Below are 21,086 nucleotides of genomic sequence, written 5' to 3' on the forward strand. Positions count from 1 at the left end.
CTTTAACTTTAAATTCATTTGAGTATTTAGTCATAAAAAAACTGCACCTCCAAAAGTTGTTTTTTGTCCAACTTTTGGGGTGCAGTTCATATTATAAGCTGTGCTTTTTATTTTATTTTTGTTTACTGATTATATATTTATCTGTAGCAAAATCTAACATTTCTTGCCATGTTTTGAATTGAGTATTCTTAGCTACATGTTTATCCATTAATTCTTCTGGTAATTCTTCAAAATCTTTTTGGCAAGTGATGTTAAATTTACCACCTGTTAAAAATTTGGCAAAAGTTTTATATTTAGTGTATTTACGCATAAAGGAAATATTGAATACTTTGTCAAACTCTATTAATTGAGGTTCGATTTCATTAGGTAATTTATAATATCCTGTGATTTTTACAGCCATAAAGCTACCTCCAGTATAAATAAGATGAAATAAAAATTTTAACTATATAATATAAAATATGAAGAAAATAGTAAATATAACAAAGGTGTGAAAAGTTTTATGCAAAATTTTATTTTAGTGCCTGACTCTTTTAAGGGAACTTTATCAGCTATAGAAGTCTGTAATATCATGAAGTCATCAATAAAAAATTTATATAAAGATGCAAATATCATCAGTGTGCCTGTAGCTGATGGTGGTGAAGGAACAGTAGATGCATTTTTATATGCTCTTGGTGGGGAAAAGAAAAGTGTTTGGGTAAGTGATGCTTTTAATGAACAGAAAATATTAGCTCATTATGCTATGTTAAAAGATAATATAGCTGTCATAGAGATGGCTGCTTGTGCTGGATTACCATTGGTGAAAAATCGCTTAGAGCCAGATAAAACAACTACATTCGGTGTGGGTGAATTAATCATAGATGCTATAAATAGTGGGGCTAAAAAAATAATTTTAGGTCTTGGTGGAAGTGCGACAAATGATGGCGGTTGTGGTATGGCTGCTGCTTTAGGTGTGAAATTTAAAGATGAACAAGACCAAGAATTTATACCAACAGGTGGGACATTGTCTCAAATTTATAAAATTGACATGAATAATATATATTCAAAGATAAAAGATGTAGAATTTATATCTATGTGTGATGTAGATAATCCTTTATGTGGCAGATTAGGTGCGTCAGCAGTTTTTGCTCCTCAAAAGGGTGCTGATGAAGATATGGTTAAATTATTAGATGAAGGGTTAGCTCATTTAGCAAAAATAATTAAACGAGATTTACATATTGAGGTGAAAGATATCAAAGGAGCTGGAGCTGCTGGCGGTTTAGGTGCAGGCAGTATAGCTTTTTTGCAAAGTAAATTAACTAAAGGCATAGATGTTATTTTAGATACGATAAATTTTGATGAATTAGTTTCAAAGGCAGATATTGTATTTACAGGTGAAGGTAAATTTGATAGTCAATCTTTGCATGGAAAAGTAGTCATGGGTGTGGCAAATCGCAGTCAAAAATATAAAACTCCTGTAATTGTGGTAACAGGAGCTATTGGTGAAAATATTCAAGAAGCGTATAATAAAGGTATAACAGCTATATTTAGCATTAATAAAGAACCTATGGAATTTAGTAAATCAGCCTTGAAAAGCAAAGAAAATATGATATTAACTATGGAAAATATTTTAAGATTATTAAAAATATGAGGTGGCAAATATGCAAAGTGTTTTAATGGAAAAAAATGAGCATCTAGGGATAATTACATTAAATCGTCCTAAAAGTTTAAATGCAATGAATGCAGATTTAGTGGAAGAATTTCATCGTGCCTTAGATATTTTTGTAGAAGATGAAGATATTCGCGTAATTATTTTAACTGGTGCAGGTAGAGCTTTTTGTGCTGGTGGTGATTTAGGTTATTTAGAAAGCTTAAATGATGATAAAAAAAGAAAAGCCTTTATTGAACGCGTAGGCGAGATGACTCTAAAATTGAGAAATTGTGCTAAGCCTGTCATTGGTATGATAAATGGTGTTACTGCTGGCGCTGGTGTTAATTTAATGTTAGCTTGCGATATTGTATGTAGCAGTGAAGATGCCAAATTTATTCAAAGTTTTGTCAATGTTGGTTTAGTTCCTGATTGTGGCGGTATGTATTTATTAAAAGAAACAGTAGGATTACAAAAAGCGAAAGAATTAATGTTCACAGCTGATGTAATCAGTGCGCAAGAAGCAGAAAAATTAAAAATGGTAATGCATGTCTATACAAAAGAAGATTTGAAAATAGAAACAGAAAAAATAGCACAAAAAATAGCTCAAGGTGCGCCTATGGCTATTATGTATATGAAAAAAATGTTGAATAAATCATATGCAAATTTAAAAGATTTTCTTGATGAAGAAGCTCTTGTACAGACTTTTTGTTTAGGAACAGAAGATTGTAAAGAAGGAATTTTGGCTTTTAAACAAAAACGTCAACCTAATTTTCAAGGTAAATAATAGATTTAGAAATATTTAATTAGATAAAAATAAAAAGTCCTACGAAATTGCCGAACGTAGGACTTTTATCTTGCTTATATCTTCTAGAATTAGGAAGGATTAATTTAATAATAATATAATTTTTAGTAAATAACAAGTAATTTTAAGAATTTTTTAATATTGTTAAGATATAATGAAAAAAAGTGCATTTAAGGGAGGGTTTCTTATGCAAAAATCGTGGAAAATTTTAATGAGTTTATTTATGGTAATGCTTTTGTCAATGTCGGTTACATTTGCGCAATCAAGCTATTATGAAGTGCGAGAAAAGACATTGAACAGTGAGTTTGTAGAGGGAAAATATCCAGTAGTAAATGCAGATAATATTTTAGTGAAATCTAGAATAAATAGACAGATTACTAAGATAATAAACGACTTTAATCAAAATGTTCAACAAGAAAATGATATTGGTAGAGACCTTACAGGTTTTATCGGATATGAAATAAAAGCAAATAGCGATAAAATTTTTAGTGTGATTATAAATTGTTCTACTATGTATAAAGGTGCGGCTCATCCAAATACGTATGCTTATGGATTAAGCTTTGATGAACAAGGTAATTTAATACAATTTTCTCAAGTTATTAATATAGATAAGCAAAGTGGAAAAAACATTTATACAATAGATAATTTAAATAAAGAAATAAAAGCACAGGTAGGTCAACATCTATTTGATTTTCATAAAGATGTAACAGCATTTCCTCAAGAATTTTATTTAGATGAAAATATGGATTTACATGTATTGTTCCAAAGATATGAGATAACACCATATGCAGTAGGTCTTGTTGATGTTATTTTAAAAAAATAAAATTGCTATAAATAAAAAACTGCTAGATACAATATGCTAGCAGTTTTTTTATTAGTTTTAAATGAAATAAAATAATAAAGATAAGATTATAAGAAATAAAATCATAGAAATATAATCTATAGCTCTTAATTTAGTATCAATAATAAATACTCTTGGCTTAGGAGAAGAAAATCCTCTCATTTGAAGACTGAGTGCCATATTTTCACTGCGAGAAATAGAGCGAAAAACCATGGGTTTAATTACCATCATATAATCAAAAATGCGACGAAATGGATTTGATGAAGGTTTAAAACCACGGCAACTCTGGGCATCGCGAACAGCAGAGCTTTCTTCTAATATATCAGGAACAAAACGCAAAATAGCAGTAATCATAAAAGCGTATTGATAAGGTAAATGCAATTGTTTTACTAATGAAGCTGTGAGTTCTCTAGCAGAAGTGGTTTGCAAGAGCAATAATAAAGATACTGCCATGATGAACATTTTCAGAGCAGAGGCAATGGAGGTATTTAAATTAGTACCGCAAACAAGTTGAATTAGAAACAAAATAAAGCTGAAAAAAATTAAAATACCAAGAGCACTCCAAAGTAATTTTGTCTTAGGTAAATAAAAACAAGTAAAAATTTCGATAAGGGCTAATATACTTAAGATATATAAGTCATTAGTGATTAAAGACGCTATTGAAATCATAATAGCTAAAATTAATTTTGTTAAAGCAGTTAATTTATACATTATAATCAACCTCGTTTGTGTAAATGAGCGTAAATTTCCATAGGTGTAAGGCAAATATCTAGACCTAATTCCTGACTGATACAAACAGCTTCAGGTAATTCTAAACCGAGCTTTAGCGTCAATTCTTTTTGAGAAAATAAATCAAGTGGCGTACCATCAAAAGCAAGTTCTCCTTGATTGATGACGATGACTTTATCAGCATGTTCAGCTAAGATATCCATATCATGTGTTACCATAATGATACCTAGACCTTGAGCATTTAGTTTTCGCATCAAGCGCAATAACATAGTGCGTTCTCGGCAATCTTGCCCAGAGGTAGGTTCATCTAAGATTAAGATTTTAGGTTTGGCAGCTAAGGCGCAAGCAATAGATAATCGCTGTTTTTGCCCTAAGGTTAAAACTTGAGGCATTTCCCAAATTACATCTTGAAGATTAGTTATTTTTAAAACTTCTTCGACACGTTTTTTTATAGTATGTTCATTACAACCTAATTTTCTTGGTGCAAAAGCTACTTCTTCGAAAACAGTGGAAGCGAATAATTGTTGGTCAGGATTTTGAAATACATAACCGATATATTGAGCCATTTCATATGGTTCTTTTTTGGTGATATCAACATCATCTAAAATCATAGAGCCTCTATTAGGGTGCACAAGTCCCATTAAAAGTCTAGTTAATGTTGTTTTACCACTGCCATTTCTGCCAGCTATAGCTGTGATTTTTGTATCATCTATATTGGTGGAGATGTTCTTTAAGATAAATCTATTTTTTTGATAGCTAAAAGAAATATTATTTAGCGTTAACATGATTATCACCTATTTCATAGCGTATTTTCCAGCGAAGAGGAATAACTTCAGGATAAATTTTTTCTTCATACATATATTTTAAACAATCATCTACATTACCACTGTAAGCTAAATGACCGTTATCAATTACACAAAGTTGGTCAGCAATATCAAGTACATATTTCAAGTCATGTTCAGTTACAATAATTGTTTTATTGTATCTTTTATTGAGATCAACTAATAAATTATAGATATCTTTTGCGCCTTCAGGGTCAATGGCAGCAACTGGTTCATCAAGAATGATGATAGGCGTATTCATTGCCATTATAGAGGCAATAGCAAGTCGTTGTTTTTGTCCGCCAGATAAAGCTGAAATTGGCATATCTTCTTTATCGGATAGACCAACACTAGCTAAAAGTTCGCGTCGTCTTTTGATGATTTCTTGAGCATTAAGACCAGATGTTTCAAGAGAAAAAGCGATTTCATCGCCAACTGTTTGCGTTACGAGTTGAGCATTGTAATCAGCCATGACAACACCGATTAATTCATTGAGTTTTTTAGGCGGTGTATTCAAGATATCAATATCAGCTATATTTATTTTGCTAGTGGTGATTTCATTCAAATATGCAGGTTTACTGCCAGCTATATTTAAGATTAAAGAAGTTTTACCACTGCCATTTACACCTGTGATTACACAAAAAGAACCTTTAGGAATAGTCAAATTTATATCGTGCAAAGAAAATTGTTTATCATTTTTATTTAATTTGGCATTGAAAATTTTAAAAGCAGGTAAATATAACAATTGACCAGCAACAGCACCTAAAAGAGCAACTAAAGCTACAGCAGGAAGCATAGCATAAAGATAAATATTCATAGGAAGTTGTAAAAAGATTTTTGTCAAAGTAACAAAAGTACCGCCACTGATAAAAGTAGTGATGAATACAACGATAAAAGGAATTAGTGAAATTTTAGATTTTTTAATGTTAAAAAGATTGCTATTGACCATTAAAGCGCAAATAGTAGCAGCTAATGGGTCACTTATTAAATTAGCATAAGGTAGAGCAGCTTTAGATGTCATCATAGCGATGATACCAGAAACTAAACCAATGCCAAAACCTTGTTTTATTGTAGGTCTACATAATAATATTGCTAAACAATACATTACAATATTCCAGTTTAAAGATATGCCACCAATATTTGGCGAAACCATACGTAAAATTACACCGATGGCTAATAATAAAGTTGTAATAGTTATCCAACGTAACTCCATAAATAAATCCTCCAATCAAATAACAAACAAATAAAAAAGCCTCTCAATCCCTATGAAAAGGGACGAGAGGCGTTATACTCGTGCCACCCTTAGTTAAACTAAGTAGCAAATTATCTTACTAAATACAAAGTGCGGGATTTTTTATATCCGATACTCGTTTCCGTATAACGGTGGAAAAGGCCGATAGTGCTTACCCCATAATATTATGGCTCAGGCTACATCTCACAAGTCCATTCGCTATCATAAGTGCTTATCGAACTCTCAGCATCGTCGATTCTCTGTAAAGCTTTTATCATAGTTACTATTCTTGCTCATAGATTTTAAATATATTAATCTGTGTTCATGATATCAAAACTATTTTTTATTGTCAAGATACAATAAAATTTTTAATTTTGTATAGTTGTAAAATGATTATTAACGAGAAAATCTTTTATTACATTAAAATATTCATTAGGATAATTAGAAATAGCTTGAGCATGTGTGGAGTCTTTGAACATATGCATAGATTTTGTTGCACGGCAATTATCGTATAATTCTTGAAGTGTATTTGGTGGGATTAAAGTATCTGCACTGCCATGTAAAAATAATGTAGGGCTTGTGGAGTGAGCTACTGCTTTTAATGGAGCTAATTTATCTAAAGTTGAACCTGTATGCCAATACATGCAGACTTGAGAATAAATCCACAAGATATCAAGAATTTTGGAATCATTAGGTAATTGTATCATGCTGTGTAGATGATTGTAATAAAGACCTTTTAAATCACTATAGGAACTATCCTCAATGTAAAAATCAGCAGGGTGAACAGATAATCCACTGTGCAGGAGTGCAAATGCACCACCTAGAGAAATTCCATGAATGCCAATTAATTCTTGTTGTTTCGTATTGCGAAGATAATCGCACCACATATCAATATCACGGATTTCTGTTTGTCCCCAAGTAATGATGCCATCACTTTCACCATGACCACGTAAATCAATCAATAAGACATTAAATCCTAATTGTTTATAGATATTGACATAATTTAAGCACATGGAACGATTTTGATAAAGACCATGAATTAAAATAATTGTCTTTTTATATTTGGAATTATTGTTGATAAAAGTGCCAACTAATTCACGAGAGTTATCACCATAAGGAGTGTATAGAGCAACTTTTTGAGCATTAGGATTTTCTTGCTGATATTGATTTATTCGCGTTAAATCTTGAGAATGATTTACGATGCTAGTGAGATTGATATTTAATTGGGGATTGCTAAGTTCCATATATAAAATATTGCCTAAAATTAAACCTAAGGTATTAAAGGTTAAAATAGCACCGATTAAAAGCCCAATAAAAAATATAAATAAAGAATGAAGAAATTTTTTCACATAAACCACCTAGATAAAAAATAAAAATTTGCAATAAAAACCAAAGATAATGAATTGGATAATAACGAGTATATATTATTTAGATGATTTTATAAAGATTATTTTTGAGAAGTTATGATAATAATTATCTATAAATAATAAATCTTGCGTCTATATAAGTTATTAGTGTATACTTAACTTAAATATACACTACAAAGGAGGTTTTATATTATGGATGTTATAACTCTATCTAGATTGCAATTTGCAATCACAACAATTTACCATTTTTTATTTGTTCCGGTTTCATTAGGTTTATCCATTTTCATTGCTATTATGCAGACTATGTATTTAAAAACAGATAACATAGTTTATAAGCGTTTAGCAAAATTCTTTGGAAAACTCTTTATCATTTCATTTGCCATGGGTGTGGTAACTGGTATCGTACAAGAATTTCATTTTGGTATGAACTGGTCTGAATACTCTCGTTTCATGGGAGATATTTTTGGGGCACCACTTGCACTAGAAGCATTGACTGCATTTTTCTTAGAGTCTGTATTTTTAGGTGTATGGATTTTTGGTGAAGGTCGTTTATCCAAAAAATTACATTGTTTATCTATTTGGCTTGTAGCTTTTGGTAGTAATTTATCTGCTTTTTGGATTTTAGTTGCAAATTCTTTTATGCAACATCCTGTAGGTTATACTATTGCTAATGGCAGAGCTGAAATGACAGACTTTTTGGCATTAGTAACTAATCCTTATGTTGTAGGGCAATATGCTCATACTGTATTATCTGGTATTGTTACAGCTGGTGTGATTGTAGTGGCTGTAAGTGCTTATCGTTTATTGTCTGGTCAAAATGTAGAAACATTTAAAACAGCGATAAAATCAGGCATTATCTATAGTTTAATTGGTTTGTTCTTAGTAATGGGCAGTGGACATTTACAGGCTCAATTTATCGGTAAAAATGTACCAATGAAGATGGCAGCTATGGAGGCTTTATGGGAAACTGAAAATCCAGCTCCTTTCACTGTAATAGCTAATATTGATACAGAAAATAAGGTAAATTATGATGCTATTGAAGTGCCATATATGTTATCTATGCTTATTTATGATAGCCCAGAAGGTGAAGTAAAAGGCATAAATGAATTGCAAGAACAATATATTCAACAATATGGTTATGATGATTACATTCCAAATGTAGTTTTATTATTCTGGAGCTTTAGAATTATGATAGCTTGCGGTGTAGCTATGATTGGTGCAATGATTTTAGCAGGCTTTTTATTCTATACAAAACGTTTGGAAAATGCTCGTTGGCTCTTAAATATTTTAGTATTATTATTGCCATTGCCATTTATAGCAAATACTTTTGGTTGGATAATCACTGAAGCTGGTCGTCAGCCATGGATGGTAGTAGGTTTGCAAAAAGTATCTGATGCAGTATCTCAAAATATCACTAGCACAGAAGTTTTAATTACATTGGTAGGTTTTACACTTATTTATGCTTTATTAGCTGTAGCTGCTATCTTTATAGCTCTTAAATTCGTGAAAAAAGATGCTCATAAGATGGATGATGAAGGAGGGCAGGCATAATGGATTTACAAATTGTATGGTTTATACTTGTAACAGTTTTATTTGTAGGTTTCTTCTTCTTAGAGGGTTTTGACTATGGTGTAGGTACGATTTTACCATTTTTTGCGAAAAATGATGTAGAACGCCGTATGCTCATTAATTCCATAGGTCCAGTTTGGGATGGTAATGAAGTTTGGATGATTACTGCTGGCGGCGCTATGTTTGCAGCATTCCCTCATGTATATGCTACTATGTTTAGTATGCTTTATATGGCATTGTTTTTGATGCTCTTAGGTTTAATTGTTCGTGGTGTAGCTTTTGAATTTAGAAGTAAACACGATTGCACATATTGGCGAAGCTTATGGGATTATATGATTTTCTTTGGCAGTGCCTTACCTGCATTTTTATGGGGCGTTGCTGTAAGTAATATGATGAAAGGTTTCGCTATCAATGGTGAAATGATTTATAAAGGTACTTTCTTTGATTTATTATCTTTATATACTATCGTTGGTGGTATTACTTTCTTATTGGTATTTGCTTATCATGGAACAGTATTTTTAACACTTCGTCTTGCTGATACAAAAATGATTGATAGATTGCGTATCGTATCTGTATGTCTTGGTGGTACAGCAGCTATTTTCTATGTGCTTTGCTTGATTTTAACTGCATTGAATACAGATATGTTTGCGTCAATTTCTTCTGTTATTTTATTTATTTTAGCAGCTGTTTCTTTTGTAGCTTCTATCTTATTAGTTTATAAAAAACAACAATATGTTAAAGGATTTATTGGTTCTTCTTTAGCTATTGTATTTACAACAGTTGCAGTATTTGCAGGATTATTCCCACGTATTTTAATATCCACTTTAAATCCAGATTGGAGTTTAACAATTTATAACGCTTCTTCTACTGAATATACTTTGACTATAATGACAATTGCTGCTGTTTGCTTTGTACCAGTAGTACTCATTTATCAAGGTTGGACTTATTGGGTATTTAGAAAACGTGTAAGTCATCATGACTTAGAATATTAATAAAAAAATGATAGATAAAAATTTATTAAAAGATATTTTCCCTTTTAAACGACAGTTGATTTTGGTGATGATATCAAATATTATGCAAGCTATGATGATTGTAGCTATAGCATATATTATTGCTTATATAGGAGATAAATTACTTTTATCTCGCTTAGAAAGTAGTACAGCAACGCCATTATTGGTGTTGCTGTTTTTCTTTTTTTGTATAAAGGCAATACTAAATTATTTTAATCATTATCAAATGGAGAAAATATCATTAAATGTACAAAGCAATTTACGTAAACAATTATTTGAAGTATTAGCTCAGCGTAGTTTTTTAGCTAATTCATATGCAAAAGGGCAATGGATAGCCTTGATTACAAAAGGCGTTGATAAATTAGATATTTATTTAACATCATTTATACCGCAATTAGGTTTATTGAGTACGATTCCGCTCATTTTATTGATATTTACTTTTATCAATGATTGGATATCTGGATTGATTTTCTTGATTACTGCACCATTAATACCATTTTTTATGATTTTAATTGGCAAGATTGCAGATAAGGAAAATAAAAAGCAGTGGCAAGTCTTTCAAAAATTAACTATGTATATGGCAGATTTATTGCCTGGTTTATTGATTGTTAAAGCGTATAATCAAACACAAAGACAATTAAGTGAAATAAATAAAAATGGTAAACTTTTTAGTCAAGCGACTTTAAAAGTTTTGCGCATAGCTTTTATTTCAGCTTTTATGTTAGAATTTATTTCTACGTTAAGTATAGCGATTATTGCTGTAAATATTGGTCTTAGACTTATCTATGGACATGTGGAATTTTTACCTGTATTTTTTATCTTATTGATAGCACCACAATTTTATCAGCCTTTTCGTCAATTTGGTTCAGCTTTTCATGATGCCATGAATGGGATTACAGCTTCTAGTGAAATTTATGCTATGATTGATAAATTAAACTGTATAAAGGAAAGTAAGACAAATTTAAAATTTGATGATGCAGATATGGTGCAGATTGAATTGAAAAATGTTTATTATAAATATCAAGATAATGATAAATGGGCAATTGATGATTTAAGTTTAAAAATAGAAAAAGGCAAGCAGTTGGTTTTGACTGGAGATAATGGGGCAGGGAAATCCACATTATTTAAATTATTATTAGGTATAGAAAGATGCCAATCTGGAGAAATCTTAATCAATGATTATAATTTAGCTGATTTAGATAAACAATGGTGGCAAAGTCAAATTGGCTGGGTAGCTCAAGAGCCATATATTTTTTCAGCGACAATCAGGGAAAATATAACTTTAGGTAGAGATTTTAATTTAAAAGAAATAGAACATATTTGTCAGTTGGTAAATTTAGATGAATTTATAAAATCATTGCCACAGGGATATGATACAGAAATAATTTCAGCGATGAATTTAAGTTCTGGGCAAAAGCGTCGCTTAGGTTTAGCTAGAGCTTTAATTGGTAGACCAAAATTATTATTATTAGATGAACCTATGGAAAATTTAGATGTGTATAATGAAAAGCTGATACAAAGAATTTTATCTGATTTAAAAAATAAAGTAACTGTAATAATCATTGGTCATCGCTTACAGACTTTAAAAAATGCTGATGAATTGATTTATTTACAACAGGGAAAATTAGTGGATAATGAAAAAATTAAGGATAAAATAAATTATTTTAGTGAAATAATAGAAGGTGAAAGGAGTATTTGAAATGGTACAGATATTGAGTAATATGATAAGACCTGTAGTATGGAGTTTATTATTAGCAATATTAGTAGGTACTATTTCAACATTAAGCTCAATAAGTTTAATGGGACTTTCTGCATGGTTGATAGCTAGTGCTGCCCTGCAACCGCCACTTTATGTTTTATCACTTGCTATTGTAGGTGTACGCTTTTGCGGTGTAATGAGGGCTGTCTTTCGTTATTTAGAGCGATATTTTACACATAAAGTAGGTTTTTCGCTATTTACTAGTTTTAGAGTATTTGTTTTGACAAAAATTATCAAAGCATTGCCATTCAAGCAACAAACAGAAAATGGAGATGCTTTTGATTTAATTGTAAATGCAGTGGATAATTTAAGGGATAGTTTTCTGCGTTTCTTTTTGCCACCTATTATAACTACGATAAGTGTATTTATCTTGTCTATATGGTTTTTTCTATATAGTTATGATTTGATGATATTACTAATTAGTTCATGGCTTGTATTCATGTTAGTCATACCTTATATGACATGGCGAAGATATTTGAAATTAAAAAAACATAAATTTTTATTGACTCAAGAGATTATAGAGTTTTATGAAGGTAGTAGGGAACTATCTTTTTATAATTATGACAAGTATAGATTAAAAAATATTAACCATAGTATTGAGCAGTATCAACAATATCAGCAAAATTTATTTAAATTAAAATTAAAAGTTAATCTATGTAGTGAATTTATAATGGGAGCTTATTTAATTATTTGTCTGGCTATAAGTATTTATTTAGTGAATACACAAGATTTTAATCCCATTATGGCGATCACAATAATATTGACTTATCAAGCTGTCTTAGAAGTGTTAGCGATGATGCCTTCATTGATAGAGCATTTTGATGAAGCTAGTAAACGTTGGCAAGATTTAGCTATTTTTATGCAAGAGAAAAAGTTTATTGCTAATGCAAATAATGAAGTAAAAAATGAAAATCAAGAAGATAAACAAAGTAAAGATGTGCAATTATTGCTGAAAAATTTAGCTTATGGATATGATAAAGTTTTATTGAGAGATATAAATTTATCTATAAAAAAAGGCAATAAAACCTTGATTGTCGGCACTAGTGGTTGTGGAAAATCCACATTGTTTTATGTGTTAATGAGATTATTATATCCATTGAAGGGAAATATCTTTATACAAGGCAAAAATTACGATGATTTAGCTGAAAAATCCATACGTGAACATTTTGCAGTAGCATTTCAAGAACATCATATTTTTAATTTATCTATACGTGATAATTTTAAAATGCTTTATGAAAATATCACTGATGAAGAAATATATAAATCCTTAGAAAATGTATATTTATTAGATTTTGTAAAGCAAGTGGGATTGGATTATATAGTGGGCAATGATGGCAATAAATTATCAGGTGGGCAAAAGCATAGATTACAATTAGCTATTTGTTTAGCAAAACAAAAAGATATAATTTTATTAGATGAACCTACAGCAGGGCTTGATATAAAAACAACAAATAATATATGTGGTCAACTTATGGAAAAATATCAAAAACAAACGATGATAGTAACTTCTCATGATATAAGTTTGTTGCGATTTTTTGATGATATTATTATTTGTGGAGAAGAAAAAATCATAGAACAAGGTAATATAAAAAAATTATTATTGCGTGAAGATAGTTATTTGAACAAATTGATTAGGTACAAAAACTTTATCTAGGAGCAATTTATTTGTATTTTTTATAGGGATATTCTATAATGATTATAAGATTATAAATAATATTTATAGATTTTGGGGTGATTTTATGCTAGGTATTGAGCGACGTCGGGAAATAATGAAATTATTAAATCAGCACCAAAAAGTTTATGTACAAGATTTGAGTAAATTATTTGATGTAACTGATGAAACAATAAGGCGTGATTTAGAGAAATTAGAGCAACAAAATTTAGTTAAACGTTGTTATGGTGGAGCGGTAATAAATGACCATACAAGTCAAGATATTTCTTTTTTAAAACGCATAGATATTAATAATAGTAATAAGGTTTATATAGCTAAAAAAGCTGAACACTTGATTAATGATGGCGATACCTTAATGGTAGATGCAAGTACTACATGTTTAGCATTATTGCGATATTTAAAAGATAAGAAAGATTTAACTATAATTACAAATTCTATACGACTTATAAATGAATTTGTGAATAGTGATTTTAAAATAATTTCAACTGGTGGAGAATTAAGAGCTCATTCTTATGCTTTAGTTGGAACTACTGCTTGTGAGACTATAAAAAAATATTATGTAGATATGGCTATTATCAGTTGTAAGGCTTTGGATATGAAAAAAGGTTTGATGGAATCAAATGAGCCTGAAAGTATTATTAAACGACAAATGATAGAACAAGCACAAAAAAGTATTTTATTAGCAGACAGTACAAAATTTGATAAAACTGCATTTATTAAAACATGTGATTTAGCTGAAATTGACACAATTGTAACGGACAAAGAACCTAATATTGAGTGGTTTAATTATATTAAAGAAAATGATATAAAGTTGATTTACTAAAAAAAGCTGTAACAAAAGAGGATATCTCTAATTGTTACAGCTTTTTTATGATGTTTATTTTAAGAAAGTTTTATTTAAATCTATTTTAAAATCTCTAGCTAAATCAAGGAAATTTTGAGTGGTAATAGTTTGTTTTTTGCCACCCATTGAACGGACTTTTACACAGATTTCAGCAGCTTTTTCCGCAGTATCCATAAGACCAAAAGCTTCATCAAAATCTTTACCAGAGCAGAACATACCATGATGAGCCCATACTACAATATTATATTTTTTCATAAGTTCACTTGTAGCTTTAGCTATTTCGCTACCACCTGGAACCATCCAAGGAACAACACCGATACCCTCAGGGAAAATAACAGGATCTTCTGTTGCCATTTCCCAAAGTTCGCGAGTAAATTCTTTATCGTTTAGTGGTAAAACGAAAGTAAGAGCAATGATGTTAGTTGGATGAGCATGATAAATTACATGATTTTGACCATTTGTTAGGTCTTTTTTTATACTATGGTTCATAAGATGAGTTGGAAATTCACTTGTTGGACGACCACCCTTTTCTAATCCCCAAACGATAGCATAATTTTCACCTTTATCATCGATTTTAGCAATACAAATATTATCTTCTGGTTTTAAGATAACATTGCGCATATAACGACCAGTTCCAGAAACTAAGAAATATTCATTAGCTAAATTAGGCACACTTACACCAATCGGAATCCAATTAGTAGGTGCTTTTAATTCAGATTTTATTTCTTCGATTTCTTCAGGTTTTATACGATAACTTAGATTGCCGCCATTGCGTTCATGCCAACCTTTTTTGAATGCATCGTCAGTAAGACGTATAAATCCTTGAATAAATTCAGCATTAGTAATTAACATAAAATATCCTTTCTTATGATAAAATCTTTATTTTTGTTTATATCTTTGTTGTTTTTGTTATTTTAAATATAATACCACATAAAATCACAATAAACAATAAAATAAAAAATGAGTTTTCAGTAAAATTTAAAAATAAAATAATTTGAAAAAGTATTGATTTATATATTTTATTGATGTATAATTGAAATTAGAAAACGTTTACTGTTATATAGAAAATTAATCAAAAATATTAATAATATTATTTTCTTAGGAGGATTTTAAAATGGCAGTTTTAGTATGTGGTGGAGCAGGTTATATCGGCTCTCATATGGTTTATGAACTTATCAATAATGGTGAAGATGTTGTTGTAATCGATAATCTTGAAACAGGTCATTTAGCTTCTGTTCATGAAAAAGCAAAATTTTATAAAGGCGATATCCGCAATATGGCAGACCTTGATAAAGTTTTTACAGAAAATGATATTGAAGCAATTATTCATTTTGCTGCAAATTCTCTTGTTGGTGAAAGTATGCAAGTTCCTTTAAAATATTTCAACAACAACACTTGCGGTATGGAAGTTCTTCTTGAAGCTATGGTTAAATATGATGTTAAGAAAATCGTATTCTCTTCCACTGCTGCAACTTATGGTGAACCAAAACGTGTGCCTATTTTAGAAACTGATGAAACAAATCCTACTAATCCATATGGTGAATCCAAACGAATGATGGAAAAAATGATGAAATGGGTAGATATGGCTAACGGTATTAAATATGTATCCTTACGTTATTTCAACGTAGCAGGTGCTGTTGAAGATGGTCATATTGGTGAAGCTCATACAACAGAAACTCACTTAATTCCAATCATTTTACAAGTTCCACTTGGTAAACGCGATCACATCACTGTATTTGGTACAGATTATCCAACAGCTGATGGTACTTGTATCCGTGACTATGTACATGTAATGGACTTAGCAGATGCACATATGAAAGCTCTTAACTATTTACGTGAAGGTAATGAAAGCAATATCTTCAATTTAGGTACTGGTGAAGGCTTCTCTGTAAAAGAAATGATCGACGCTGCTGAAAAAGCTACAGGCTTAAAAATTAAAGTAGAATATGGTCAACGCCGTGCTGGTGACCCTGCTCGCTTAATTGCTTCTAGTGAAAAAGCTCAGAAAATCCTTAACTGGCATCCAAAATATACAAGCATGGAAGAAATTATCAAAACTGCTTGGAAATGGCATCAAGCTCATCCAAACGGATATGAAGACTAATTTTGGGGTTTAGTTAATAAAAGGGGATTTTTAATAATGGATATGAATTTACAAATAAATCGTTTGTTAAACTTTGCTCTACAACAAGGTCTTATTGCACCAGAAGATAAATACTATAGTGCAAACTTACTTTTAGATTTATTAGGTGTAGATGAGTTTGAAGTTGTAGAAGTAGATGAAACATTACCAATAGCTCATGATATTTTAGAAAATATGTTAGATTATGCTGTAGAAAAAGGTCTTTGTGAAGATACTGTAACTCAGCGTGACTTATTTGATACTCGTATCATGAATTGCGTAATGCCTCGTCCTTCTGAAGTTGTAGGCATTTTCAAAAAATTATACGAAAAATCAAAAGTTCAAGCTACTGATTATTTCTATAAAACAAGTATTGCTTCTAACTATATTCGTAAAGATCGTATTGATAAAAATATTATTTGGAAAGCAAATACTGAATATGGTGATTTAGATATCACAATTAACTTATCTAAACCAGAAAAAGATCCAAGAGATATTGCTAAAGCAAAACTTGTAAAATCTTCTTCTTATCCAAAATGCTTACTTTGCCGTGAAAATGAAGGTTATGCAGGTCATGCAAATCATCCAGCTCGTCAAACACATAGATTAATTCCTATGGATTTTGAAGGTCATCAATGGTTTATGCAGTATTCCCCATATACTTATTACAATGAACACTGCATTTTATTAAATTCCTTGCATGTACCAATGAAAGTTTGCCGTGCTACTTTTGAAAACTTATTAAACTTTGTGGATTATTTACCACATTATTTCTTAGGTTCCAATGCAGATTTACCAATCGTTGGTGGTTCTATTTTATCTCATGACCATTATCAAGGTGGACATTATACATTCGCTATGGAAAAAGCTCCAATCGAAGAAACTTTCAATATCGAAGGTTTTGATAATGTTACTGTTGGTCGTGTAAAATGGCCTATGTCTGTAATTCGTGCAGCTTCTTCTAATAAACAGGATTTAATTAATTTTGCTGTACATGTATTAGATGCATGGCGTGGATATTCTGACGCAAGTGTAGATATCTTAGCTGAAAGCGATGGACAACCACATAATACAATTACTCCAATTGCTCGCGTTCGTGATGGTAAATATGAATTAGATTTAGTTTTACGTAACAACCGTACAACTGAAGAATATCCATTAGGTATTTTCCATCCACATGATGAAGTTCATCATATTAAAAAAGAAAATATCGGCTTAATTGAAGTAATGGGTCTTGCAGTACTTCCAGCTCGTTTAAAAGACGAATTAGCAAAAGTAAAAGAATGCTTTATCGCTGGTAAAGAAGATATTAGTGATGATGAACAAATCGCTAAACATGCAGATTGGTACAAAGAAATTCGTGCAAAATACACAGATATTAAAGCTGAAGAAGTTGAAGATATGCTTAAATTAGAAGTTGGTAAAATCTTTATGGTTGTATTACTTCATGCAGGCGTATTTAAACGCAATATACAAGGTATTCAAGCTTTCAATAAATTTGTAGCAACTTTATAATTTTAATAATTATGCCATCTATAAATTTTATAGATGGCATATATTTAATCAAGAAAATATTGAAAATATAGAAATAATATATTATTATATTTTAATATATTATTTTAATAAGGATTGAAGACAATGAAGTCAACTACGATAATTGATGTAGCCAAAAAGGCACAAGTATCAGTAGCAACGGTATCCCGTGTAGTAAATGGTAATTATCCAGTAAAAGAAGCTACAAAGAAGAAAGTTTTAGAAGCAATAAAAGATTTAGAATACATTCCAAACATTCAAGCAAGAGAATTAAATACACAACATTCTTCAATAATTGGAATTATTGTGCCTAGTCTATTTAATACTTTTTTTGCTGAAGTTGTAAGTGGAATAGAAAGTTTTGCAACAAGTAGTGGCTATTCGTTATTGTTGACTTACACAAAAGATGACCCTATCTGTGAAAAAGAATGTATGAATGAATTACTGATGCGAAATGTATCAGGAATAATAAATATTAGTCCAAATACGGAACGTGTGGATAGTAGTTTTTTTGACCAGATGGCATCTAGGATACCGCTGGTATTTATTAACTCATATATAAAACGTCCAGCTATTTCTTATGTATATAATGATGAACGCATAGGTACCAAAATTGCCTTAGAACATTTAGTATCATTAGGTCATCAAAATATTTGTTTTGTTCGTGGTGAACGAAGCGATTCTTATGAGTTTAAAGAAGATGTATATATTGAATTTATGAAGAAAATGGGTTGTTATAATCCAGAAAATATCATAAATGTTAGTGCGGGTAATAGTATAGATACAGTAGAGTTGACTGCTAAAAAGATTGTAGAATTTTTGCCTAATCGAAAAGATGTTACAGCACTTTTTTGTTGTAATGATTTGATGGGTGTCGGTGCAGTCAATGCTTGTAGACGTTTAAATTTAAAAATTCCAGAAGACATATCTATTATGGGATATGATAATGTTTCATTAAGTCATTTTATTGAGCCCAAACTTACGACAATGGACCAAAATATGATGACTTTAGGATGGACAGCGGCTAGTTTATTAATGGAAAAAATAGCTAGTGATAATAAAACAAGCAGACAAGTTGTATTACAAAATACTTTAGTCTTACGTGATACTACAGGTCCTTGTAAAACAAATAAATAAAAGAGGTAAGAAAAATGGCAGTAGTAAAAAGTAAATTTGGTGTAGCTTCTACAGGGGAACAGGTTTATAAATTTAAAATTGAAAACTCAAAAGGCGAATATGTAAGCATTATTAATTATGGTTGCACTATTCAAGCTATTGTAGTTGAAGGCAAAGATGGTAAATTACATGATGTAGTTTTAGGTTATGACACTGTAAAAGGCTATGAAGAAGGAACATTCTTCTATGGTGCATTCATCGGTCGTTGCGGTAACCGTATAGCTAATGGTAAATTTACTTTAAATGGAAAAACTTATGAATTAGAAACAAACAATGGAGCAAATCATTTACATGGTGGCTCTAATGGTTTTGATAAAAAAGTTTATAGCGATTTCACAATTGGCGAAAATAGCGTATCTTTAAGACGTACATCTCCAGATGGTGAAGCTAATTATCCAGGAAACTTAGATGTAGAAGTAACTTATACTTTTGATGATAATGCTTGCTTGCGCATTGATTATAAAGCTAAAACTGATGCAGATACTGTAGTTAACTTAACAAATCACAGCTATTTCAATTTAGCTGGTGAAGGTAGTGGCAGTGTTTATGATCAAACATTGAAATTAGATTGCCCAGCAATGATTCCAACTGATGCAGGATTAATCCCAACAGGTGAAATTCGCACTATCACAAAAGGCGATGTATTTGACTTTAGTGAAGCTAAACCTATCGGTCAGGATATAGACAAAGATGATGAACGTTTAGTTATTGCTGCTGGTTATGACCATACAGTATTATTACCAGAACATGATGGTTTATATACTTTTGCACAAGCTAAATCTGAAAAAACTGGTATTATTATGGACGTAGCTACAACAATGCCAGGTGCACAGTTCTATTCTGCAAACTTCTTAGAAGGAAAACCAGGTAAACAAGGTCATATTTACAATCGTCGTGATGCTTTCTGCATTGAAACTCAATATGTACCAAATGCTGTAAATTGTGATAAATTTGCATCTCCAGTATTGAAAGCAGGACAAGAAACTCATACTGTTACAACATATACTTTCAGTAAATAATTATATTGAATATAAAAATACACTTATGTGATTACATAAGTGTATTTTTTTTAGTTGCGGAGAAGTCATAAATAGTTTGTAGTGTATCGTAATGAATAGATTGTTTTCTAAAAGTATTAGGCGTGATACCTTTTAAATTTTTAAATACTTTACAAAAATAATCATCATTATTATAGCCTACATGGTGAGCTATCTTTTTTATCGTCCATGTGGGATTATTGATGAGAAGTTTACATGCGGTAGAAATCCTTAAGTTTTGTAAATATTTCATAGGTGATATGCCAAATTGTTTATGGAAAGTTTTGCAGAGATGATATTTAGAATATCCTATTTGTTCAGCTATTGTATCTATATTTAAATTGCTATTAGCGAAGTTTTGCTCAAGAAAATTTTTGGCTATATCTGTTTTTGTGAGATTATTTGCATCATATGCTAGATTATATTTTAAAAGGTCTATCCAAAAATTATAGGCTAATTTTGTATTTATAAATACTGATTGTAGTTTATTGTTGAGGGCTTTGGTGTAAAAATTAGCTATTTGTGTCAATAATGAAGGATAGTTTGCTAAAGAAATGACAGGGCCTAATTTATTATAGATTTTACATAGAAGGGGTAAAACTTCAGGAGAAAACTCTAAATAAATAAATTTCCAATGAGTGGAATTTTGGGGTAAATAGTAATGGGAATTGCTGGGAATGTTGAGTAAAAAAGCTTTACCAGCTGTGATGGTATAAGTGGAATTATTTATGGTTAAAACGCCTTGTCCACTGATGCAATATTGAATAAGACAATGTTTATCATGACGATGTAGATTATGCCAAGAATAGCTGTGGTCGGTGATATTTTGAAAGCCGATACCTGTTAGTGTTATTAATGGCAAATCAGAGGAAAACTGATATTTTATAGCTTTATAAGGAAAGGTGCTAAACATAAAAAACTCCTTTAATTTATAGATGAAGATGAC

Annotated in this window: 19 protein-coding genes; 12 read left to right on the forward strand and 7 right to left on the reverse strand. The window is 30.7% G+C overall.

All coding sequences use genetic code 11. The features are described 5' to 3' along the window. Positions 1–112 precede the first annotated feature (112 nt). A complete protein-coding gene (locus tag F553_RS0108755) occupies positions 113–400 on the reverse strand; it encodes a hypothetical protein (protein ID WP_008540049.1) in 288 nt (95 codons plus the stop codon). Between the two features lie 99 nt (positions 401–499). On the opposite strand from F553_RS0108755, the gene F553_RS0108760 reads away from it, so the two are divergent. The 3 genes from F553_RS0108760 to F553_RS0108770 all read left to right on the forward strand — a co-directional run bounded on the left by F553_RS0108760 (position 500) and on the right by F553_RS0108770 (position 3,252). Beyond that, entirely contained in the window at positions 500–1,627 is a 1,128-nt protein-coding gene (locus tag F553_RS0108760) for a glycerate kinase family protein (protein ID WP_018999803.1), read from the forward strand. A gap of 10 nt (positions 1,628–1,637) precedes the next feature. Then, the gene (locus F553_RS0108765) at positions 1,638–2,411 is read left to right on the forward strand and encodes an enoyl-CoA hydratase/isomerase family protein (RefSeq protein ID WP_008540047.1); all 774 of its coding nucleotides are present in this window, start codon (positions 1,638–1,640) and stop codon (positions 2,409–2,411) included. A gap of 205 nt (positions 2,412–2,616) precedes the next feature. After that, the gene (locus tag F553_RS0108770; protein ID WP_018999804.1) at positions 2,617–3,252 is read left to right on the forward strand and encodes a PdaC/RsiV family protein; all 636 of its coding nucleotides are present in this window, start codon (positions 2,617–2,619) and stop codon (positions 3,250–3,252) included. 57 nt (positions 3,253–3,309) lie between these two features. Here F553_RS0108770 and F553_RS0108775 read toward each other — a convergent pair whose 3' ends face one another. From F553_RS0108775 to F553_RS0108790, 4 genes are all read right to left on the reverse strand, one after another. Then, the gene (locus tag F553_RS0108775) at positions 3,310–3,981 is read right to left on the reverse strand and encodes an energy-coupling factor transporter transmembrane component T family protein (RefSeq protein ID WP_018999805.1); all 672 of its coding nucleotides are present in this window, start codon (positions 3,979–3,981) and stop codon (positions 3,310–3,312) included. A gap of 5 nt (positions 3,982–3,986) precedes the next feature. After that, positions 3,987–4,784 carry an energy-coupling factor ABC transporter ATP-binding protein gene (locus tag F553_RS0108780; protein WP_018999806.1) on the reverse strand — a complete coding sequence of 266 codons (798 nt, stop codon included), beginning with the start codon at positions 4,782–4,784 and terminating at the stop codon, positions 3,987–3,989. After that, entirely contained in the window at positions 4,768–6,033 is a 1,266-nt protein-coding gene (locus F553_RS0108785; RefSeq protein WP_018999807.1) for an ABC transporter ATP-binding protein, read from the reverse strand. Before F553_RS0108785 ends, F553_RS0108780 begins: the two co-directional genes overlap by 17 nt. A 386-nt stretch (positions 6,034–6,419) precedes the next feature. Next, positions 6,420–7,400: an alpha/beta hydrolase gene (locus tag F553_RS0108790; RefSeq protein WP_018999808.1), complete on the reverse strand. Its 981-nt coding sequence runs from the start codon at positions 7,398–7,400 to the stop codon at positions 6,420–6,422. A gap of 210 nt (positions 7,401–7,610) precedes the next feature. On the opposite strand from F553_RS0108790, the gene F553_RS0108795 reads away from it, so the two are divergent. From F553_RS0108795 to F553_RS0108815, 5 genes are all read left to right on the forward strand, one after another. Next, positions 7,611–8,969: a cytochrome ubiquinol oxidase subunit I gene (locus F553_RS0108795; protein ID WP_018999809.1), complete on the forward strand. Its 1,359-nt coding sequence runs from the start codon at positions 7,611–7,613 to the stop codon at positions 8,967–8,969. Beyond that, the gene (gene cydB / locus F553_RS0108800) at positions 8,969–9,979 is read left to right on the forward strand and encodes a cytochrome d ubiquinol oxidase subunit II (protein WP_008540036.1); all 1,011 of its coding nucleotides are present in this window, start codon (positions 8,969–8,971) and stop codon (positions 9,977–9,979) included. Before F553_RS0108795 ends, cydB begins: the two co-directional genes overlap by 1 nt. Before the next feature lie 7 nt (positions 9,980–9,986). Then, complete coding sequence (gene cydD, locus F553_RS0108805) at positions 9,987–11,696, forward strand: thiol reductant ABC exporter subunit CydD (RefSeq protein ID WP_026296992.1); 1,710 nt, start codon at positions 9,987–9,989, stop codon at positions 11,694–11,696. Between the two features lies 1 nt (position 11,697). Next, complete coding sequence (locus tag F553_RS0108810; RefSeq protein ID WP_018999811.1) at positions 11,698–13,410, forward strand: amino acid ABC transporter ATP-binding/permease protein; 1,713 nt, start codon at positions 11,698–11,700, stop codon at positions 13,408–13,410. 85 nt (positions 13,411–13,495) lie between these two features. Then, positions 13,496–14,251: a DeoR/GlpR family DNA-binding transcription regulator gene (locus F553_RS0108815; protein WP_026296993.1), complete on the forward strand. Its 756-nt coding sequence runs from the start codon at positions 13,496–13,498 to the stop codon at positions 14,249–14,251. 54 nt (positions 14,252–14,305) lie between these two features. Here the strand turns inward: F553_RS0108815 and rhaD are convergent, their stop codons facing one another. Next, positions 14,306–15,124 carry a rhamnulose-1-phosphate aldolase gene (gene rhaD, locus F553_RS0108820; RefSeq protein ID WP_018999813.1) on the reverse strand — a complete coding sequence of 273 codons (819 nt, stop codon included), beginning with the start codon at positions 15,122–15,124 and terminating at the stop codon, positions 14,306–14,308. Between the two features lie 262 nt (positions 15,125–15,386). On the opposite strand from rhaD, the gene galE reads away from it, so the two are divergent. From galE to F553_RS0108840, 4 genes are all read left to right on the forward strand, one after another. Next, entirely contained in the window at positions 15,387–16,376 is a 990-nt protein-coding gene (galE, locus tag F553_RS0108825; protein WP_008540031.1) for a UDP-glucose 4-epimerase GalE, read from the forward strand. Positions 16,377–16,412: 36 nt separating this feature from the next. Then, positions 16,413–17,909 (forward strand): UDP-glucose--hexose-1-phosphate uridylyltransferase, encoded by a 1,497-nt coding sequence (galT, locus tag F553_RS0108830; RefSeq protein ID WP_018999814.1) that lies wholly within the window; start codon positions 16,413–16,415, stop codon positions 17,907–17,909. Between the two features lie 123 nt (positions 17,910–18,032). Beyond that, the gene (locus F553_RS0108835) at positions 18,033–19,064 is read left to right on the forward strand and encodes a LacI family DNA-binding transcriptional regulator (RefSeq protein ID WP_018999815.1); all 1,032 of its coding nucleotides are present in this window, start codon (positions 18,033–18,035) and stop codon (positions 19,062–19,064) included. Positions 19,065–19,078: 14 nt separating this feature from the next. Next, entirely contained in the window at positions 19,079–20,122 is a 1,044-nt protein-coding gene (locus tag F553_RS0108840) for an aldose epimerase family protein (RefSeq protein ID WP_018999816.1), read from the forward strand. 31 nt (positions 20,123–20,153) lie between these two features. Here the strand turns inward: F553_RS0108840 and F553_RS0108845 are convergent, their stop codons facing one another. Beyond that, on the reverse strand, positions 20,154–21,053 hold the full coding sequence (locus F553_RS0108845; RefSeq protein WP_018999817.1) for an AraC family transcriptional regulator: 900 nt from the start codon (positions 21,051–21,053) through the stop codon (positions 20,154–20,156). Positions 21,054–21,086 lie beyond the last annotated feature (33 nt).

The sequence above is a fragment of the Megamonas rupellensis DSM 19944 genome (genome assembly GCF_000378365.1).
GTDB lineage: Bacteria > Bacillota > Negativicutes > Selenomonadales > Selenomonadaceae > Megamonas > Megamonas funiformis.

What these genes read in the sequence shown, in the direction of transcription:
- F553_RS0108755 (WP_008540049.1), bottom strand. Translation starts at nt 400, where the DNA reads ATGGCTGTAAAAATCACAGGATATTATAAATTACCTAATGAAATCGAA.
- F553_RS0108760 (WP_018999803.1), top strand. Translation starts at nt 500, where the DNA reads ATGCAAAATTTTATTTTAGTGCCTGACTCTTTTAAGGGAACTTTATCA.
- F553_RS0108765 (WP_008540047.1), top strand. Translation starts at nt 1,638, where the DNA reads ATGCAAAGTGTTTTAATGGAAAAAAATGAGCATCTAGGGATAATTACA.
- F553_RS0108770 (WP_018999804.1), top strand. Translation starts at nt 2,617, where the DNA reads ATGCAAAAATCGTGGAAAATTTTAATGAGTTTATTTATGGTAATGCTT.
- F553_RS0108775 (WP_018999805.1), bottom strand. Translation starts at nt 3,981, where the DNA reads ATGTATAAATTAACTGCTTTAACAAAATTAATTTTAGCTATTATGATT.
- F553_RS0108780 (WP_018999806.1), bottom strand. Translation starts at nt 4,784, where the DNA reads ATGTTAACGCTAAATAATATTTCTTTTAGCTATCAAAAAAATAGATTT.
- F553_RS0108785 (WP_018999807.1), bottom strand. Translation starts at nt 6,033, where the DNA reads ATGGAGTTACGTTGGATAACTATTACAACTTTATTATTAGCCATCGGT.
- F553_RS0108795 (WP_018999809.1), top strand. Translation starts at nt 7,611, where the DNA reads ATGGATGTTATAACTCTATCTAGATTGCAATTTGCAATCACAACAATT.
- cydB (WP_008540036.1), top strand. Translation starts at nt 8,969, where the DNA reads ATGGATTTACAAATTGTATGGTTTATACTTGTAACAGTTTTATTTGTA.
- cydD (WP_026296992.1), top strand. Translation starts at nt 9,987, where the DNA reads ATGATAGATAAAAATTTATTAAAAGATATTTTCCCTTTTAAACGACAG.
- F553_RS0108810 (WP_018999811.1), top strand. Translation starts at nt 11,698, where the DNA reads ATGGTACAGATATTGAGTAATATGATAAGACCTGTAGTATGGAGTTTA.
- F553_RS0108815 (WP_026296993.1), top strand. Translation starts at nt 13,496, where the DNA reads ATGCTAGGTATTGAGCGACGTCGGGAAATAATGAAATTATTAAATCAG.
- rhaD (WP_018999813.1), bottom strand. Translation starts at nt 15,124, where the DNA reads ATGTTAATTACTAATGCTGAATTTATTCAAGGATTTATACGTCTTACT.
- galE (WP_008540031.1), top strand. Translation starts at nt 15,387, where the DNA reads ATGGCAGTTTTAGTATGTGGTGGAGCAGGTTATATCGGCTCTCATATG.
- galT (WP_018999814.1), top strand. Translation starts at nt 16,413, where the DNA reads ATGGATATGAATTTACAAATAAATCGTTTGTTAAACTTTGCTCTACAA.
- F553_RS0108835 (WP_018999815.1), top strand. Translation starts at nt 18,033, where the DNA reads ATGAAGTCAACTACGATAATTGATGTAGCCAAAAAGGCACAAGTATCA.
- F553_RS0108840 (WP_018999816.1), top strand. Translation starts at nt 19,079, where the DNA reads ATGGCAGTAGTAAAAAGTAAATTTGGTGTAGCTTCTACAGGGGAACAG.
- F553_RS0108845 (WP_018999817.1), bottom strand. Translation starts at nt 21,053, where the DNA reads ATGTTTAGCACCTTTCCTTATAAAGCTATAAAATATCAGTTTTCCTCT.